Genomic DNA, 17,383 nt, shown 5'->3' on the forward strand with positions numbered 1-17,383 from the left:
TCTTTTTGGTAGGCTGCTCTAGTCCTTAGAGCAGCCTAATTTTTGACTTAAGATTGCGGCTGAGCGCGATCGAGGCTCGCTCGCCCAATCTCTGCCAACATATTCCTCGTCCCAAGCCTTCTATCCTTAACCCCATGAAAGAAACGCCCATCACACAACGCATCTCTAGCCTGATTAGCTGGGTCCTAGTGGCCGACCTGGGCCTGGTGTTGCTTAGCCTGGGCTGGTTTCTAGTAGCAGTACTGGGGCGCAGCATGAATGTCGACCTCGGGTTAGACCTCTGGTACTCCCTCTGGAATCCGCTGATTATGCCCGCTCTTAGCGTGCTAATGGCCGGGGCGATCGCCAGCGGCATCGTCGGCTGGGTCGGTCGCCGCTTTAACACCGACCCTTCCTAGGGATGACAGGTTTAGGGCGCAAGGTATTAGGTATAAGGATGCGGCCCTAGACCTTAGACCCTGAACCTTATACCCTGCTTACCAAAGCCGCTGCGTGCGCGTGTACCACCGCAGCAGCACCCGCGCTAGCCGTTCGCTGTGGTGGCGCACTGTCAGATCTGCGCTCTCTTCCATCACGTTGGCGGCGATAATGCGGCGACCCGAGTCGAGAATGGCAGCGCGATCGAGCAGTACTGGCCCTACCCCCGCCCTGGCGTAGTGGCTGATCACCGGATCGGAGGGCATCACTTTTTGTACCAGCACCGCATCAAATAGGTAGCAGCCGCAGGCCGAGTCGATCGCCCGAATGTGGTCAGACACCGAAAACCCATCGGTTTCGCCCGGCTCGGTCATAATATTGCAGATGTAGATGCGAGGTACCTGCCGAGCCGCGATCGCCTTCACCAGATCGGGCACCAGCAGGTTAGGAATAATGCTGGTGTAGAGACTACCAGGGCCGATCACAATGTAGTCGGCCTCTTCAATCGCCTTGACAGCCTTGGCCAGGGCCGGTGGGTTGGGGGGCAGGCAGCCAATGTGCACAATCCGGCCCCGCGCCTCGGTAATTTTCGACTCACCGACAATCCGGCGACCGTCCTCTAGCTCGGCCCACAGCTGCACATCTACTGAAGTCGAGGGCAGCACCTGACCCCGCACCGCTAGCACCTTAGAACTGGCGGCGATCGCCTGCTCCAAATCCCCTGTGATCTCGTTCATAGCGGTCAAAAACAGGTTGCCAAAGCTGTGGCCCACCAGACCACTACCCGACTCAAACCGATACTGAAACAGCTCCGTCAGCAGCTTTTCTTCGTCCGCTAGGGCCGCCAGGCAGTTGCGAATATCCCCCGGCGGCAGCACCCCCATCTCTCGCCGCAGCCGCCCCGACGAGCCGCCGTCGTCTGCCACCGTCACAATGGCCGTAATGTTCGAGCTGTAGCGCTTCATGCCCCGCAGCAGGTTAGACAGCCCAGTGCCGCCGCCTACCACCACAATCTTTGGTCCCCGCGACAACCGCCGCTGGGTGAGCAGAGCGTCAAGTAGATCCTCCTCATTGCCTGGAATTAAGACGTCGGTGATCGCGCCCACGGTGCGGCTCTGACCCCAAAAAATCAGCCCCAGACCCAGCAAGATACCCACGGGGCCGCTGACGTAGTTGGGTACGTGGGTCGTAAAGGCCCGCAGCGCCGCCCCCAGGAGTCGCCCCGTATAAAATACCGGCGTCAGCTTGAGCCAGATCATGCCGCCGATTCCAACCAGCAGCACCCCAGCCATGCTGAGAAACAGCCAACGCTTGACCAGCAGCCCTGGTGCCAGCCACCACATCAGCCGATTGATCCGCCGCGGCGGGGCCAGGGTTAGCGTCTCCCGACCGACCTTACGAAACAGTCTGGTCAAGGCCGTATAAAAAGGTTTTAAGAACATGAAAGGAGGTCGATAGCGATCTGACCAACCTGAGCGGCGGTTTGCAACGGACAGTAGGGCTGTGGGCGATCGGGCTGTCGTACCTAGCTCGAATAACCTATCCCAGGCAACTTCCCAGTAGGTGGATGAAATTGCCCAGGTGTTTCAAACAGCCTTTGATAGGATGAGCACCAGCGCCTTCGATTTTAGCGGCTATTTGATAGAGTCAAGGCATGGATATGCCCAGTGGCTGTTAATGGTTGGTAAACCCAACTGCTTGGTCCGACAACCCTAGGCAACCAGACCGCTGAGCAGACACGGGTACTCCCATCGGTAAGGTCTATGGCCGATCTCCACGATTCCAGCACTATCCCAGGGCAGTCTAGCGTCCCTTTGGTCCCCCCCGCAGCCCAGCCCGAAGTGGGCTGCAGCGGCGAGGAGGTTTTGCTAGAGCTCAAGGGCATCTCGAAGCGGTTTGACGACAATCAGGTGCTCGACAACGTCGATCTCACGCTAAATCGAGGTGAGGCGGTGGCGATCATTGGCCCCTCGGGCACCGGGAAATCTACTATCTTAAGAATCATTGCTGGGTTGCTTTCCCCGGATGAGGGCGAGATCTATGTGCAGGGGAACCGGCGAGAGGGGCTGATTGAAGATTCGCCCGATCCGGTGGGCATTGGCATGGTGTTTCAGCAAGCGGCGCTGTTTGACTCCCTCTCGGTGGAAGAGAATGTAGGGTTTTTGCTCTATCAGCACTCTCGGCTGCCCGCCCGTCAGATTCGCCAGATCGTCGATGATGTGCTTGACATGGTGGGGCTACCGGGTACGGGCAGCCGTTACCCGGCAGAGCTGTCGGGGGGGATGCGCAAGCGGGTGAGCTTTGCCCGGGCAATTGTTTCAAACCCTGAAAACCCTCAGGATCGACCGGCACTGCTGCTCTACGATGAACCTACGGCCGGCCTCGACCCGATCGCCTCCACGGTGATCGAAGATTTGATTCGCGCCATTCAGCGCAACAACGGGTGCAGCTCATACCTGATTGTCACCCACCAGGACAGCACCATTCGTCGCACTGCCGATCGGGTGATTTTTTTGCACCGGGGCCAGATTCAGTGGCAGGGGCCGGTCACTGCCGTAGATGAAACCGATAACCCCTTTGTGCGACAGTTCTTTAGTGGCCGGGTTGAGGGGCCAATTCAGATGGTGCAGTAGGACTAGATGGGCCAGCGCCATGGTTAACCTGGCTCAGGTAGAGTTGATTCGGTAGAGAATGGAATTGTGAGTAAGCCGTTGAGCGGTTGAGTTAAGAGGCACCATGCGGGCAAGGGCAATTCGAGAAGGATCGGTGGGGCTGTTAATTCTCATAGCGGTGGGGTTGTTTGGCGGGTTGGTGCTGTGGTTGCGGGGGCTAAACCCCGGCAGGCAGACCTACCGAGCCACCATTGTGTTTGACAACACCCTGGGTATGCAGGAGGGCACCAGTGTGCGCTACCGGGGAGTGCCCGTAGGGCAGGTGTTGAGCATTATGCCTACCGCCAATGCTGTCGATGTGGCGGTGGAAATTGGCAGCGACGATCTGCGTATTCCCCGCGATGCCGTGATTGCGGTTAACCAATCGGGGCTGATTGGCGACACCACCATCGACATTACCCCCACGCGACTGCTGAGCGATCAAGAGTTAGCTGTCGACCCGACGGGGGAGAGCTGCCTCGGACAGACGGTGATTTGCGATGGCGATCGCCTCAACGGTGAGGTGGGAGCCAGCTACGAGTCACTGCTGCGCTCGGCCGAAGGGCTCGCCAATGCCTTTTCTGACCCAGAGCTGATTGCCGACCTCAAAGTTACCCTTGACAACGCCACCACCCTGACCGAGAGCGCCAGCCTGCTGTCGGCGGAGCTGATTGTGCTGTCGCGGCAGTTGCAGACCGAGTTGGGGCCGCTGGCCGCCTCGGCCAACCGGGCCACCAACAATATCGGCAACGCCGCCGCCCAGTTTGAAATTACCGGCGCTGAGGTCAACCGTCTGGTGGTCACTAACCGGGGCACCTTGGTGAATACTCTCACCAACCTCGATCGCAGCGCCACCGAGATCCAAGCTATTACCACCACCCTCAGTCCGGCCCTACGGCAGGGCGAATTTGTTGCCAACCTCGAGCGTCTCTCCGCCGATGCCGCCGTGGCTGCCGCCGATATTCGCTCGATCACGGGCACCTTCAACAGCGCCGAAAATCTGGTGATGCTTCAGCAAACCTTGGATTCGGCCCGCAGCGTCTTTCAAAGCGCCCACAAGGTGATGGCCGATGTGGATGAACTGACTGGCGACCCGGTTCTGCGCCGCAACCTGCGCGATTTGATCAACGGGCTTAACGGTCTGGTGTCGCTAACCAACCAGCTAGAGCAGGCCAGTCAGGTGGCCGAGTCGCTCACCCCGGCCGCTGGCACCCAGGTTGAGCGGGTCACGTTTACCCCCATCCCTGCTCCGCCACCGCCGACTGGAGCTGGCCCTACCCCGGTAACGATTACCCACCAGGGGCAGACCTACCGACTCGATGTGCATTCACTTCAGCCCCGCTAGGACCGTTGCCCCCAACCCGCTATGACCCAGGCCAATACATCTCTAGAAACCAACGATTTCTTTCAGTTTGAGGCCGACTTTGTTGAGTCACTGCGCTGCATTCCCATGCAGGTGCGCCTCAAGCTCGACACCTGTGGCGTCAAGCTCAAGCTAGAGCACTGGCATCGGTTTAGCGAGGCCGATCGCGAGCGGCTCACCCAGCTCCAGTGCAACGATCGCGACTCCACCGTGGCCTATACCGCCTACGTGCAGTCGCTGGTGCACCGCGTGCAGGGTGCTCCCGCCTCTACCCTCGCCATTGACCCCCAACCTCCTTGGCACAACGGCAATGTCATCCCTGAAGATGTGCAGGCGCAGGCGCAGGCGGTGGGAGCTGAAATTGGGCTGGAGCAGTGGCGATCGCTGCGGCCCCTGCAACGCTTCGCTCTAATCAAGCTCAGCCGCCCCAGCCACGAAAACCGCAATTTTTATCCCGCCCTGGTGGAATTTGGGCTAGTGTCTCTGTAGCAACCAGGGGAGGCGACTTTAGTCTTCCGACGGTAGTTACGATGTAGTCCTCACCCCCTAGGCTCATGGTCACCCTGCAAACCAGCCCCACGACCCCGACTCCCGATCAGCTCCAGACCACGCGACAGCGCATTGACGCCTACGTACAAACGATTGCCGCCCGTCCCGACCGGCGAGATGGCGCTTTTCCCTACTACCTGTTTCATGAGGCAAACACCCCAGTCAGGGGCACTGTCTTGATGTTCCACGGGTTTAGTGCCAAACCCCACCAGATGTCGCGTCTGGCCAACTATCTGTTTCGCAACGGCTTCAATGTGTATCAAGCCACGCTGGCGGGCCATGCCTATATCAATCCCGACCAAAACTGGCCCCAGGTTGACCTCAAACCCGAAATTTTGATTCCCCTGCGGGAAAAAGTTAGTGCCGACCCGGTGCTGCAACACTTTCTCGCCAACCTGGCGGCCTCTGGTGAGGGTGCCACCACCCCGACCCCCGTACAGATGGTGGGGCTGATGGCCCGCCTGAGCAAGCTAGAACCCCGCCTGCTGGATATTATTGCCGCGATCGAGCGCGAAAACGACCCCGACTTTGACCGCTATTTTGTGTCGTCTCACCTGGCCTACCTAAGCGATGCCCAGGCTCGCTTGGCCGAGCTAGAGGCGCTACCTGGCCCCATCTACACAGTGGGCCTATCGGTTGGTGGGGCCGTGGCCCTGGCGTTGGGGGCCAAAAACCCTCAGCGAGTTGACAAAGTGGTGGCCTTTGCGCCGCTGCTAGAGGTCTATGGCGGAGAAACCCGCGAGCGCTACATCAACCTAGCTGGCCCATTGGATGTCAAAGAATTTGGCTGGGATGAACTACGGTTTCCGTTGGGCTGTTTTACTGCCGCCAATCGATTTGGCGCGTTTGTGCAAAATAAAGATAACATCGCGGCTCTGCGGCCTCAGTCAACGCTGATGATTTTGACTGAAAACGAAGATGCTGCTGACCTACAAACCAATCAAAAATTCGCGCAGTCTCTCAGTCAGGCCTCAATACTCAAGCGCTACGATAACCACTACCTATACACTTTTCCTAGCGAGGCCTTGGTGCCCCATCCGATGGTTGACCCGCTAGAGGTGAGCCAGAATATGAGCAACGAATACTGGAAGCCCATGTATCAGGAGACGTTTCGCTTTTTGACCCAAACCGAGTTTAAAAGCCGCAGCTTGGAGCAAATTAACGAAGTGTCGGACCTACCGGTTGTACCGCCAATTTGATCCTGTTGGTCGGTTTGGCGATGGGCCGTTGCTTTCTTAAAACAATCGGGTCATGACATTCCTGTGGAGCCGAATCCTTGCGGACCTCTCTGGGTTTGGGTTAACTCGTCGATTTCTTCAATTTCGACTTGAAGTACTGGCTTAATCACCATTTGAGCGATTTTCATGTCCTTGACGACCTGAAAAGAATGCTTGCCGTGATTGATCAAAATCACACCAACTTCGCCTCGATACCCCTCGTCAATAGTTCCTGGGGTATTGAGCACTGTCACCGAGTGCTTCAGCGCTAGCCCACTTCGAGGTCGGATTTGAGCTTCAGTTCCTGGAGGTAGCTCGATCGCAATTCCAGTATGAATGAGAGTGGCATCACCCGCAGCGATGTCTACATCGTCAATGGAGCAAAGATCCAGCCCGGCATCTCCTAAGTGGGCATAGGACGGAAGAATGGCCAAATCATGGATCTTTTTGATTTTGAGCTTCATTTTTAGACTAAGCCACTCTGCCTGAAGTTCTCAGCAATGGTTATAGAAAAAACTTTTGTAGAAATACAGTTTTAAAGAGAAATTATCGGGAACCGTCGGTTAATTTTGCCCTGGGCGGCTCAGGCAAGGGTGCTTCGACTCGGGCAACGGGAGATTCTAACCCCAAATAGTTTGACAGCCAAAATACGCCCAGGTAAAACGGCCCTGTGTCGAGCAGGGCGGCCACTAGCTTAAACAGGTAGCCGTAACCCATAAAGCGAATTAGCTGCGGCCATAGCTCTTGGCCGGCATCAATGGGCAGCGCCCCAGCGAGAAAGTGGGTGATCAGCACGACGGCGATAGTGTCGACCAGCTGACTGATCAGAGTAGAGCCGTTGTTGCGCAGCCACAGGTGCTTGCCGTTGGTCAGTTCTTTCCAAAAGTGAAACAGATAGACATCGACAAACTGGGCCATTAGGTAGGCCAGCATAGAGGCCGTCACCGCCCCGAACGTGAGGTTGCGAATTTCAAAGAAGACGGGCAGTCGCCCGGCGGCATCGCGCAATAGCTCGCCGGTGGCTGGGTCAGTGGCCTCAAACCCCGGCAGCACGCCCCCTAGCCAAACAACAAACAGCACCCACAGATTGAGCAGCAGCCCCACCCAGACCACCTGATTGGCCCGCTCTTTGCCATAGAGTTCTGAAATCAGGTCGGTGCAAAGAAAGGTCAAGGGGTAGGGCAGCACCCCTACCGCTACGGTGACGACAAAATCGCCCCAGGTAAATATGTTGATAAACCGACTGATGCCCAGAATGTTGAGCATTCCTAGGGTGCCAAGGAACAGCCCGCCCAGCACCAAAAACACGATTTCTCGGCGGGCTTGCAGATATTCCGGTACGGGGCCATGGACCGCCGCCGATGCTGAAGGCTTTGTTTCCATCGGTCGTTATCTCTGCGGAAAGGATGGCCAAATAGATCTAGCTGACTATAGAGCATGAGGCAATTAGCCTAGCCGAGGGATTCGCCAATGTGTAGGCGGCTGCCATTGGCGAAATCGCTCCCCGCCTGAGTCTGTTTGCCGCTGGGTTTGACCTGGCGCAGCAGCAGCAGCCCGTCCCCGGTTTGAACGACAGGGCCCTGGCCCTTGAGCAATCCCACCAGGGTTCCAGGAGGAGTTGGGGGGACAGTTTCGGCCACAATGGCCGCCACCGCCTCCCGCATTGTCACCAGATCTGAGGGCAGTTCTGCCCAGTAGGGTTCTCCCAGGGGAACTGTGGACATGACCTTCAACGGCTGTCCGCGAAAGGTCGTGACGCAGTTGGGGTAGAAGCCGCGCACTTGGTTGTGGATTGCGATCGCCGCCTTGCCCCAGTCCAGCTCAAAATCGTCTTTCTGAATCAGGGGCGCGTAGGTGGCCAGCGCCTCATCCTGAGGTAGCGGGTTGAGAATGCCATCGGCCAGACCGTGCAGGGTTTCTACTAGCAGACCGGCGCACTGTTGAGCTAGGGCTGTTGCTACCTCTCCAGCCGTATCGAGCAGGCCAATGGACAGGGTTGACTTGAGCAACATGTCGCCAGTATCCATGCCCAGGTTCATCAGCATGGTGGTCATGCCGGTGACGGTGTCACCGTTGACAATGCACCACTGAATCGGGGCAGCTCCCCGGTAGGCGGGCAGTAGCGAGCCGTGGCCGTTGATGCAGCCCAAGCGAGGCATATCCAGAATGCGCTGAGAGAGCAGCTGTCCGTAGGCCACCACGACAAAGGCATCGGCCTGGATGGCCTCTAGGGTGGTCAGGGTCGGCTGATCTTTTTTGATGCGGCTGGGTTGCAGGACTGGACAGTTGGCCTCCAGGGCAATCTGTTTGACGGGCGAAGCATCCACCTGGCTACCCCTGCCCCGGCGGCGATCGGGCTGGGTGACGACGGCGGCCACCTCAACCCCTGGCTCGGCCAGCAGCCGCTGGAGGCTGGGCACAGCAAAGTGAGGGGTGCCAAAAAATACAAGTCGCATAGGTTATCTACCTGGCACGATGCCGATTTCGACCCGCTGGTTGCGCTGCTGGTCAGCGGGGGTGGTGCCTACAGCGGTGGGCCGGGTTTGACCATAGCCCACTGGCACCCAGCGAATGCCGCCGCCCTCTAGCTGAGGGCTCAGGTATTGCTGCACCGCCACGGCCTGCTGCAGGGTGAGCTGACTGGCTAAGTCAGGGGATGACGCCCCGTCGATATGGCTGCCCACCAGCAGGGTCGCGGCACCATAGCGGCTGAGGTCGGCGGCAATGCTGTCGAGCAGTTGCTGGCCAGGGGGAGTGAGGATGCTGCTGCCCGGATCAAAGAGCAGGGCGCTGGGCAAAACGACGCGATCGCGCACCAGCGGAAAGTGCGGCTCCTGATAGGGCACCCGAGCCACTGTCGCGGCCTTATCTGTCCCAGCTTCAGGCGCTGGCTCAGCCGCTGGCGTCTCTGGCTCAGCCGCTTTAGGTACTTCACTAGGTACATTTTCGGCACCGAGCCGCTGATCAAGACGCTGTAGGCGATCTTCAATCGTGCCGGTGGGCGTGGCACCCAGGCTGCTTTCTAGCTCGCTTAGGCGAGTATTGATATCAGTTAGATCTTGGCGTAGGGCGTTGAGGTCGGTTTGAAGGCGATCGCGCTCAGCCTCAGCTACAGGCGGTGCAGCCTCCGGTGCAGCCGCGACGCCAGAAGATTCTGACGGCGAAGTTTCCGGTGCCAGAGCCACCTCGTCGACAACCCCGTCAACTGGGCCATCGCCCTGCCACCAGCTGGGTAGCTGCCGCAGCTTGCGCCCGGTCTGGCTGCCCTGGCGCAGGGCCACCTCTGTCAGCGGTGGGTCAGGATTGCGGGAGGGCAGCGCCTGGGCCACCAGCATGCCAACTAGCCAGCCTACGCTGACCCCCGCACCCAGAATAATCAGGCGCACCACCAGGGTCCACAGCGCATGCAGCCCCGCCCAGGGTCGATGGGGGGCAGGCGATCGGGCCGAGCGGGAAGCCGCTGGAGCAGGGTCTGAGGGCAACGGTGGCAGATCGGGGGAATCAGCCATGACGCGATCGGGCTAGAAACATTGGGCCAATATCATAAGGGCATCGGCAGTGCTAGGAGAGGGGCTATTGGGGCCAGCCATCCCAGGGGTTGACCTCTAGCACACCGCTCTCGGTGAACACCACCTGAAAGTCAGCCTGATTGGCGGTGCTATCAGCCGCAGTAACCAAATTGGGCAGAGGGGTTTCGTTCGCCAACAGGCCAGCGGCAGCGTTGACGGGCTCATAGCCCACCACCTCACCCGTCTCGGTTAGGCGTACCCGAAACCGCAGATCCTCATTCGCCGACAGGGGTTCTAGCTCAGCCAAAATGCTGTCGTAAAGGTCGCTGTTGAGTTCACGAATGCGATCGCCGTCGGTCACCTTATCCTCTAGAGCCGGCAGTTCAGCCGCGTCAGCCTCAGACGTATCGGCCTCAGACGTGTCGGCCTCAGACGCATCGGTCTCAGCCGGAGCCTCTGTCGGCTCCAACCGTACTTCCCCATCAGGGGTAAAGGTTGCCACAAACTGGGCCACGCGCTCCCGCACTGGCTCTGCGCCTGCCACCGGCACAAAGGTGAGCTCGGGCAGTGGGGTATTGTCGACCTCTTCTAGAGCCAAATCGTTTTCGTATTGATACCCCAAAATATCGCTGTCTTCAGAAACCGCCATGCGATAGGCCAGGTCGCCGCTGGGTCGTGGCGCATCGGCCCAGGCTTCCTGCAATCGCTGGGTCACGTCGGACTGCAACAGGGCAATGGTGGCCGCGTCGGTAATCGCTGGGGCACCCTCTAAACGGTCTAGGTCATCGCCATTGGCAGCCACCGCTTCGCTAGTCTCTTCACCGTCGGCTCTGGGGGGTTCCCCAGGCACCGCGCTGGCAGCTGCCGGGGCCGAGGCCTCAGACTCTGGCCGAGTGGGTTCAAATTCGGGCGGGGGCACAAAGAATAGGGCCAGCCCGGCGGCAGCCAGCGCGGCCGCTCCCAGGGCAGCGGGGGCTGCCCGCTTGGTCATGGGCTCGGTGGGTCGCACCAGCCGTCGCGACACCGCTTGAAACTGGGCCTTCATGTCGGGCAGCGTTTGAGTGTCGGCCAGTAGCTGGTCGACCGCTTCCATCAGGTCGTAGAACTGCACTGTGGTGAGCTGGATGTCCAGCGGCGGCAGCGCGTTGACGTCGTTGACGCGATCGCCCAGAGGCTGCTGCTGCACAATCAGGTGATGGTGATAGGGGAGATCCCCTGGTTTGATTTCCACCATCGGTGGCGCTGACCCCGTTGTCCTGGGGTGGGGCACGCCGCTAAGCAACTGCTGCCCGTAGCGGCTCACAGCGGTGACTAAACTATCTAAAAATTCGCGGCCCCCGGCCAGCGTGGCATCGGTGGCGCCGGGCAGGTGGCACTCGGCATTCATCAACACCGCCAGGGGCGACAGGGGGTCGTTGGCGTCAGCGCTGAGCCCTTCTAAAACCAGATTGCAGTGGGGCAGGGTGTATTGCCGTTGAACGGTCATGATACCTCTCCGTCAAACAGGCTATTCCAAAGGCGTTGGGGGCCAAGTACCCCAGCGCACAGCAGCAGTTCTTGCAAAAGCTGAAGGGCCAGCTCGTCGAGCTTTTCGTCGCTGCTGTAGGCGATCACCCCGGCGCGGCGCGGGTTCATGCGGGCGCGAAAATGGCTGCGAAACCGGCTCAGGTAGTCGGCCAAGCGAAAGTGGTGCTCGGGAGAGAGCTGTTTGTCGGACAGTTGCTGATAGCCCACCAGTAACTGGCGCACCACCACCGTCAACCGCCGCGCCAGGGTGCAAATAATGATCACCAGGGCTTTGGCCTCTTCAATATTTAAAGGCTGCCGCTGGCTGTAGCGACGCATGGGATTGGTGCCCCGCAGCAACCACAGGTGCACCCGGCCTTTGACCAAGCCCTCTAGGCCGAGGTCGCGGGCGGTGCCCAACATGGCTTCGCTGCCCCCCAGGTCGAGGGCCTCAATGGCCAGCAGCAGCAGGTCAAGCTGAATGCGTGCCCGACGAGGACATTCATCGCTGGGCAGCCCTGGGTTGGCCAGGGTGTCGAGCACTAGGGGCGGCTGGGGAGCGGGCGGGCTATCTACTGGCATTCAGCTCTAGGGTTAATACGAACAGCATTCTATCAAAACACAGTTAGGCTCTGCCCGTCCGGAGAAATTGCCGAACCGCAGCCTTTGCAGGGGGCGTTCATGGTAACTTATCCGGCGGTCAGGGCAACGACCGGCCTCTTACAGAAAGCCCAGTCATTACCACTAATTCACATCGGCTAGCTTATTCATGCCCTTGATGTACCACTTGCCGTCCTGGCGCACCAGGTCATACTGCATTCTCAGGGTGTCGTTGTAGGCGGCGTCAGCGTTTTCAACGCCAAACTCAAACAGCTTTGCCTGCTCAGAAACTACGGCGATCGCCTGCAAATTGTCAGCGGTCGGGTCATCGGGAGTGACCGATTCAATCTCCACCTTGTGCTCGTATTCCCAATACCAGCTTTCGGCGGCGGCAGCATCGGCCCGGCGAGTCCACTGGGTGAGCACCGGCTCGAGCAGAATATCGTCGAGGCGATCGCCCTGGTAGCTTTCGCCCAGTGCCCCACGCTTGATCTCTAGCCATTCGTTAATCACCCGACCGGCCATATCGTTGACGCCAATCTCGCTGGGGGCTGGCGGTGCCTCTGGAATTTCGAAGGCGGGTTGGTCGACGCGAATGGCTAGGGGTTTACCCGAAATTCTAGGACCGCTAAAAACACCAGTAACCCAACCCAATGCCCGCATGGTGCCAAAGCCCAAAATTCCCACCCCCAAAACACCCGCCGCCGCAACCAGGGCCAACCGACCCCAGTGGGGCGCCCCCCGACTGCGCCGCCCAGAGGGAACGGCGGGCGGCAGCGTCTGCTCCGCATCCAGGGCGGCTGGTTCTGGCGTGAGTCGTCGCTTAGAGATCGGCTTAGTTGGTGCCTCGCTTCCCGGCGTGGTCATCCTGCCTTCGGGGGAGAGCTGGGCAACCCGCTCGGCTACCGAGAGATCGTCATCGTCGGCATAGCCGCTGTGAAACTCGGGCTCAGGGGTGCTTTCCTCTGCCAATCTGAGCCGGGGCTCGGGCTGGCTGGGGCGACCATTGCCGTTGCGGGCAGCCGGTCTAGGATAAGCACCGTTGCCGTTGCTGGCCTGAGCCGGCTCAGGCGGACGGCGACGGGCGGTGGCGGTGGGGTTGGGCATGGTGGGTGCCCCAATGGGCAACGATCCCTCAATCGTTGGAAACGGAGCCGTTGGCGGTTGGCCTGCCCCAGTGGCGGTGGTCAGGGATGTCTGCTCAAACACTCCTTGGGAAGCGGCTGACTGGCGCGGTTCCGATCGCAGCTCTGTACCCGAACCCGTAGGCATAGTCTCTAGGTAGGCCTGCACCTGGGTATCGGCAAAGTAATCCTTGAGGGTGGCCTTCTGGTCTTTGAAGTCGCGAAAGTGCGGGAACAGCTCGTCCTTAAGCCAGCGCTCGGCATAGAGGCACAGCCCCGGCAGCAGGTCGGGCGACTGGCGCGAGTGCTCACGGATGTAGGCCAGGGGCTCATACTCCTGACTCATCTCCAGAGCCCGGTTGGCCTCCTCGGTCTGGCCCAGCAGTAGGGCGCACACCGCCTGCTCCAGGTGGACGTCTTGCTGAGACCCCAGACGCAGCAGCAGCTGCTTGGCGCGGCGCACCAGGGCCGGCTGGTGGCGGGCAAACCCTCGAGCCAGCAAGGCATAGACGGTCAGGTAGGTGGCCACGGGCGACGGTCGGCGGGCCTCGTGCTCAAACAACTCCTGCTGCTCGCTGGCGGTGAGATAGTCGCGCAGCTGCTGAATAAAGCGCAAAAAATCGTCAATCGCTAGGCCCGAGAGGTCGTCCTCGGTGCCCTCAATGCCACCCCGATCTTCGAGCATAGTTTTGAGCAGCTTGAGCCCCTGGCGGCGCTCGCGAGTCTGGTCGAGGGGGCGGGCCAGCAGCTCCAGCACTCGGTAGGGGCGCAGCTTGTACAGCTCGGACTGAATCTCAGCCCGAATGGCGGGAAAGTGGTTACCTCGGGCGAGCAGCTCATGGCCCGTTTGCAGCGACTCGGCGGCAATTTCGTACTGACGCTGCTGCCACTGCTCGCGGCCTAGCTCGAGACAGGCTAGAGCCAAAGTCAGCACCACGTCGTCCTGGGCGGGCTCGGGGGTGGCTAAACCCCCGCTGGCGTAGGGGTTGACCAGCTGGGGCTGACCCAGCTGCAGCACCTGCTCGTATTCCCCTAGCTCTAGCAACAGCAGGAGAGCCCCAACTAGCTGATCGCTCTCGATCTCAATTTTGGAGCTTTGGGATTCGCTGCCGCCGGGTTCGGTGGCGAGCGACCTGAGCGCTGCTTCTCCCACATCGGCGCTCACCTCTAGACCCGGCAGACCCTCGGGCAGAGGCTCGGGGGCCATATCGACGGTATAGGCGCTGGCGAGAAACTTGCTGTCGTAGTTGCGGCGGCGATCGCGGTCAGACAAGACTGTGTAGGCTTCGTCGATGAGCTGCTTGCGGGCCTCAATGGCGGCGGTGGAGAATTCGCGCCGGGGCAGCTGCAGGCCGCGATCGCGGTGGGCCTGTTTCAGCTGGTCAGCGGTCGCCTGAATGGGTAGTCCCAGAATTCGGTAGTAGTCTAACGGAATTTGCACAGCTCACGTCCCCAACGGCGAATTCACTCGAAATAGTATCCGAAAAGATTTATTGCGGACTGTCTAAACCGCTGAACTTCTAACGCGCCCCATACCCTCAGGACCCATCTTCGCCCCCAAGCCCACGCTACGCATCCATGGCCCTGAGACCCAGTTTCAACCATCACTTTCCCAGACCGTGCCACTCTGTGACCCAACGGCATTCCAGGAAATAGCTACACCCTATCGCGTTTGCCCCAAAATCAGGACAAAAGTGAAGTTTATAACACATGTTTGCCGCCACTGCCAGAGCGCTCGCGACCCTTGACTGACCCAGCCGCAACATCCGGTTGCCCTATCAACATTTAGTTCAATCTAGGTCAGCGAGATACTTTAGCGCGTTCGCAGTGTTAGCGCCCAGTTCAGTTAGGTTAAAGACCATTCACTTAGCCGTCGAGCATATTAGTTGAATAAAGATCCTCTTCCTGACTCCAGACGGCTTCACAGTGAGCAGCAGAGAGTTGTTAAGGGCTACAACAGTCAGGAGAAGTTTGGTTATAGCCAAGTCGAACACCATAGCCCAGCGGCCCGATCGGTATGATGAAAGGCATATCCCAGCCGGTTCTCTGCCCAAGGGGGGATACTTTTCGGTATAGTCAAATGTTGGACATCGCGGCGTAGGACCCAGCAAAACCCATGGTTCAAGAACGGACGTTACCCCAATTCCACGCTCCAGCAGCCCAGATTGCCCCCGAAGAGGGGCTGAGGCTTTATGAGGACATGATCCTGGGGCGCTTTTTTGAGGACAAGTGCGCCGAGATGTATTACCGGGGCAAGATGTTTGGCTTCGTGCACCTCTACAACGGTCAGGAAGCGGTCTCCAGCGGGGTGATCAAGTCGCTGCGCTCTGACGACTACGTGTGTAGCACCTACCGCGACCACGTCCACGCCCTCAGTGCCGGGGTGCCCGCCAAGAATGTCATGGCCGAGCTGTTTGGCAAAGAGACGGGTTGCAGCAAGGGACGGGGCGGCTCGATGCACCTGTTTTCGAGCGAGCACAACATGCTGGGGGGTTTTGCCTTTATCGGGGAAGGTATTCCCGTGGCCTTGGGGGCGGCGTTTCAGTCGCGCTACCGCCGCGACGCTCTGGGCGACTCTAGCGCCGACCAGGTGACCGCCTGTTTCTTTGGTGATGGCACCAGCAACAACGGCCAGTTCTTTGAGTGCTTAAACATGGCTGCCCTCTGGAAGCTGCCGATTTTATTTGTGGTGGAAAACAACAAGTGGGCGATCGGCATGGCCCACGAGCGCGCCACCTCCCAGCCCGAGATTTATAAGAAGGCCGCAGTATTTGGCATGCCCGGCGTCGAAGTTGACGGCATGGATGTGATGGCCGTCCGCGCCGTAGCCCAGGAGGCCGTCGCGCGCGCCCGCGCTGGCGAAGGCCCTACCCTGATCGAAGCTCTCACCTATCGCTTTAGGGGCCACTCCCTAGCTGACCCCGACGAGCTGCGATCGAAGGCCGAAAAAGAAGCCTGGCTGGCCCGCGATCCGATCAAGCGGTTTGAGGGCTACCTGCTAGAGCAAAATCTGGCCGACGAGGGGACGCTGAAAGAAGTGCGCGATCGCATCCAGACCCGCATCGACGATGCCCTCACCTTTGCCGAAGAGAGCCCCGAGCCCAGCCCCGACGACCTCTATAAATATATCTTCGCCGAGGATTGATCGCCCTGGAGCCGAGATCAGCGCTCGAAATCTCGCCTATCCAGCGGTGGGCAGTGCCCACCCTACGGTTCCTGAAAACGGTGCATGCGGTACGGCATTGGTATGGGGATCCCCTGAGGGAGTTAACCGCGAATGCACCTTACCCATCCACCCGCCCACCCATCCACTCACTCACCCCCTACCCTATTTAGACCAAAGCAATGGCAGAAACCCTCCTATTCAACGCCCTGCGCGAGGCCATCGACGAAGAGATGGGCCGCGACGACACCGTCTTTGTCCTGGGCGAAGATGTCGGTGTCTACGGCGGTTCCTACAAGGTCACCAAAGACCTTTACAACAAGTATGGCGAGCTGCGCGTGCTCGACACCCCGATCGCCGAAAACAGCTTCACCGGCATGGCCGTCGGTGCTGCCATGACCGGCCTGCGCCCGATTATCGAGGGCATGAACATGGGCTTCCTGCTGCTGGCCTTCAACCAAATTGCCAACAACGCTGGTATGCTGCGCTACACCTCGGGCGGCAACTACAAAATCCCCATGGTGATTCGCGGGCCTGGCGGCGTGGGTCGGCAGCTGGGGGCCGAGCACTCCCAGCGGCTCGAGGCTTATTTTCAGGCGGTGCCGGGGCTGAAGATCGTGGCCTGCTCGACCCCCTACAACGCCAAGGGGCTGCTCAAGGCCGCTATCCGCGACGACAACCCGGTGCTGTTCTTTGAGCACGTGCTGCTCTATAACCTCAAAGAAGACCTGCCCAACCACGAGTATGTAGTGCCCCTAGACAAGGCCGAAATCGTGCGCCCCGGCAAGGATGTCACCATCCTCACCTACTCCCGCATGCGTCACCACGTCACTCAAGCGGTCAAGGGTCTAGAGAAAAAGGGCCTTGACCCCGAGGTGATCGACCTGATTTCCCTCAAACCGCTCGATTTTGACACCATCGGTGCCTCGATTAAGAAGACCCACCGGGTGATTATTGTGGAGGAATGCATGAAAACCGGCGGCATTGGCGCTGAAATCATTGCCTCCATCAACGATCGCTACTTTGACGAACTCGACGCGCCGGTGGTGCGCCTGTCGTCCCAAGACATCCCTACCCCTTACAACGGTAAGCTAGAGACACTGACCATTGTGCAGCCCAAACAAATCGAGGCCGCCGTCGAAAACATGGTCGCCCTCAAGGTCTAGGGGCAAATCTTCGGAACCCTGTAGGGTGGGCACTGCCCACAACCGCCTAGTTCCTAGACGTTGCCCAATCGTCGCCGCGATCCCAAGGGCATAGCCCATTACAGGGGATCACTATCCG

At 59.5% G+C, this 17,383-nt stretch carries 15 protein-coding genes; 7 read left to right on the forward strand and 8 right to left on the reverse strand.

Annotated features, from left to right (window positions below; all coding sequences use genetic code 11):
* Positions 1 to 134: 134 nt before the first annotated feature.
* Positions 135 to 398: a hypothetical protein gene (locus H6F75_RS21040; RefSeq protein WP_190702448.1), complete on the forward strand. Its 264-nt coding sequence runs from the start codon at positions 135 to 137 to the stop codon at positions 396 to 398.
* Positions 399 to 476: 78 nt separating this feature from the next.
* Here H6F75_RS21040 and H6F75_RS21045 read toward each other — a convergent pair whose 3' ends face one another.
* On the reverse strand, positions 477 to 1,760 hold the full coding sequence (locus H6F75_RS21045; RefSeq protein WP_279308319.1) for a YvcK family protein: 1,284 nt from the start codon (positions 1,758 to 1,760) through the stop codon (positions 477 to 479).
* Between the two features lie 420 nt (positions 1,761 to 2,180).
* Here H6F75_RS21045 and H6F75_RS21050 point away from each other — a divergent pair, with 420 nt between their 5' ends.
* The 4 genes from H6F75_RS21050 (at position 2,181) to H6F75_RS21065 (ending at position 6,179) form a co-directional block, all read left to right on the forward strand.
* A complete protein-coding gene (locus H6F75_RS21050; protein ID WP_190754409.1) occupies positions 2,181 to 3,050 on the forward strand; it encodes an ABC transporter ATP-binding protein in 870 nt (289 codons plus the stop codon).
* Between the two features lie 103 nt (positions 3,051 to 3,153).
* Positions 3,154 to 4,413 carry an MlaD family protein gene (locus H6F75_RS21055; RefSeq protein WP_190754410.1) on the forward strand — a complete coding sequence of 420 codons (1,260 nt, stop codon included), beginning with the start codon at positions 3,154 to 3,156 and terminating at the stop codon, positions 4,411 to 4,413.
* A 21-nt stretch (positions 4,414 to 4,434) separates the two neighbouring features.
* Entirely contained in the window at positions 4,435 to 4,920 is a 486-nt protein-coding gene (locus H6F75_RS21060) for a nitrate reductase associated protein (protein WP_190754411.1), read from the forward strand.
* Between the two features lie 65 nt (positions 4,921 to 4,985).
* Positions 4,986 to 6,179 (forward strand): alpha/beta fold hydrolase, encoded by a 1,194-nt coding sequence (locus H6F75_RS21065; protein WP_190754412.1) that lies wholly within the window; start codon positions 4,986 to 4,988, stop codon positions 6,177 to 6,179.
* A 50-nt stretch (positions 6,180 to 6,229) separates the two neighbouring features.
* Here H6F75_RS21065 and dut read toward each other — a convergent pair whose 3' ends face one another.
* From dut to H6F75_RS28885, 7 genes are all read right to left on the reverse strand, one after another.
* The gene (gene dut / locus H6F75_RS21070) at positions 6,230 to 6,661 is read right to left on the reverse strand and encodes a dUTP diphosphatase (protein ID WP_190754413.1); all 432 of its coding nucleotides are present in this window, start codon (positions 6,659 to 6,661) and stop codon (positions 6,230 to 6,232) included.
* An 82-nt stretch (positions 6,662 to 6,743) separates the two neighbouring features.
* Entirely contained in the window at positions 6,744 to 7,580 is an 837-nt protein-coding gene (locus H6F75_RS21075) for a queuosine precursor transporter (protein WP_190754414.1), read from the reverse strand.
* 68 nt (positions 7,581 to 7,648) lie between these two features.
* A complete protein-coding gene (gene fmt, locus H6F75_RS21080; protein WP_190754415.1) occupies positions 7,649 to 8,653 on the reverse strand; it encodes a methionyl-tRNA formyltransferase in 1,005 nt (334 codons plus the stop codon).
* 3 nt (positions 8,654 to 8,656) lie between these two features.
* A complete protein-coding gene (locus H6F75_RS21085; RefSeq protein WP_190754416.1) occupies positions 8,657 to 9,706 on the reverse strand; it encodes an OmpA family protein in 1,050 nt (349 codons plus the stop codon).
* Between the two features lie 64 nt (positions 9,707 to 9,770).
* The gene (locus tag H6F75_RS21090) at positions 9,771 to 11,192 is read right to left on the reverse strand and encodes a DUF4335 domain-containing protein (RefSeq protein WP_190754417.1); all 1,422 of its coding nucleotides are present in this window, start codon (positions 11,190 to 11,192) and stop codon (positions 9,771 to 9,773) included.
* On the reverse strand, positions 11,189 to 11,794 hold the full coding sequence (locus tag H6F75_RS21095) for a DUF3038 domain-containing protein (protein WP_190754418.1): 606 nt from the start codon (positions 11,792 to 11,794) through the stop codon (positions 11,189 to 11,191). Before H6F75_RS21095 ends, H6F75_RS21090 begins: the two co-directional genes overlap by 4 nt.
* A gap of 162 nt (positions 11,795 to 11,956) precedes the next feature.
* The gene (locus H6F75_RS28885) at positions 11,957 to 14,377 is read right to left on the reverse strand and encodes an IMS domain-containing protein (protein ID WP_190754419.1); all 2,421 of its coding nucleotides are present in this window, start codon (positions 14,375 to 14,377) and stop codon (positions 11,957 to 11,959) included.
* A 675-nt stretch (positions 14,378 to 15,052) separates the two neighbouring features.
* On the opposite strand from H6F75_RS28885, the gene pdhA reads away from it, so the two are divergent.
* On the forward strand, positions 15,053 to 16,081 hold the full coding sequence (gene pdhA, locus H6F75_RS21105; protein ID WP_190754420.1) for a pyruvate dehydrogenase (acetyl-transferring) E1 component subunit alpha: 1,029 nt from the start codon (positions 15,053 to 15,055) through the stop codon (positions 16,079 to 16,081).
* Positions 16,082 to 16,281: 200 nt separating this feature from the next.
* Positions 16,282 to 17,265 (forward strand): alpha-ketoacid dehydrogenase subunit beta, encoded by a 984-nt coding sequence (locus H6F75_RS21110; protein ID WP_190702480.1) that lies wholly within the window; start codon positions 16,282 to 16,284, stop codon positions 17,263 to 17,265.
* Positions 17,266 to 17,383 lie beyond the last annotated feature (118 nt).

It is taken from the genome of Nodosilinea sp. FACHB-131, assembly GCF_014695395.1.
In the GTDB taxonomy this organism is placed as follows: Bacteria; Cyanobacteriota; Cyanobacteriia; order Phormidesmidales; family Phormidesmidaceae; genus Nodosilinea.